This window comes from Hydrangea phyllody phytoplasma (genome assembly GCF_036985185.1).
In the GTDB taxonomy this organism is placed as follows: Bacteria; Bacillota_I; Bacilli_A; order Acholeplasmatales; family Acholeplasmataceae; genus Phytoplasma; species Phytoplasma asteris.
Window position 1 is genome coordinate 1 of record NZ_BSDA01000022.1, and the last position, 821, is coordinate 821.

2 protein-coding genes and 1 pseudogene are annotated in these 821 nt (G+C 29.1%); all 3 read right to left on the bottom strand.

The window, feature by feature from the left end:
- Positions 1-37: 37 nt before the first annotated feature.
- Positions 38-229 (bottom strand): hypothetical protein, encoded by a 192-nt coding sequence (locus AACP42_RS03025; RefSeq protein WP_212775640.1) that lies wholly within the window; start codon positions 227-229, stop codon positions 38-40.
- Positions 230-244: 15 nt separating this feature from the next.
- Positions 245-535 (bottom strand): HU family DNA-binding protein, encoded by a 291-nt coding sequence (locus AACP42_RS03030; RefSeq protein ID WP_212775639.1) that lies wholly within the window; start codon positions 533-535, stop codon positions 245-247.
- 19 nt (positions 536-554) lie between these two features.
- Positions 555-821 (bottom strand): annotated as a pseudogene (locus tag AACP42_RS03035) (dTMP kinase); the annotation flags it as partial.

Below are 821 nucleotides of genomic sequence, written 5' to 3' on the forward strand. Positions count from 1 at the left end.
TAACTATTGAAAATAACCACATATTTTTTTACCTTTCTTAATAATTTTTAAGAATTTTAATTCGTTTTTTAAACGATTTCTTTTTGTTTTTAAAAGTTTTTCTGGGGTGGTCTAAATTAAGCCATTTGCCTTTTGGGCGGGCATGTTTGTTAATTTTTTTCTTGGTTATTGGTTTGCTACAGTCTTTGAAATAAGTCCCACGGTATACTTCTGTCATTCGATCACTCATGTTTTTATCTCCTTTTTATTCTAATTTAAGGGTTTTGACTTTATCTTTGAGGTTTTTTGATAATTTGAAAGTTACCACAGTTTTTGAAGGGATTTTGATTCTCTTACCTGTTTGGGGGTTTCGTCCCGCGCGTGCATTGCGGGATTTGAGGACGAACTTGCCGAGTTGAGGTGATAAAACTACCTCTTCGTTGGATGTGATTGATTCAATTAAGGTATTTTCAAATGAATTGTAAAATTCTTCGGTTTTGGCAACTGAAGTTTTTAGTTGCTTTGCAACTTCTTTGATTAATTCTTTCTTAGTCATTGTTTTGTTGTCTCCTTTTTTATAATATTTTTTTATTAATTAAAGTTTTAATTATTTGGGTTAAATTATCTTTTTGTGAGTTGGTTGCATTAATTAAAAAATACTTGCAATTTTGGTGTTTACAATTTACATCATTACAGTATTTATTTTGATTTAAATAATTTTGACGAACATTTTCAAAATAAATTAGTGGTTTTTGTTCGATTAAGTCTAATTTATGATTTGATTGGGTTTGTTTTCGGTGTAATTTTGTTTGGGGGTCAATATCTAGATAGAAAGTTAAATG

Coding starts and splice junctions, on each gene's coding strand:
- AACP42_RS03025 (WP_212775640.1), bottom strand. CDS start 229: ATGAGTGATCGAATGACAGAAGTATACCGTGGGACTTATTTCAAAGAC.
- AACP42_RS03030 (WP_212775639.1), bottom strand. CDS start 535: ATGACTAAGAAAGAATTAATCAAAGAAGTTGCAAAGCAACTAAAAACT.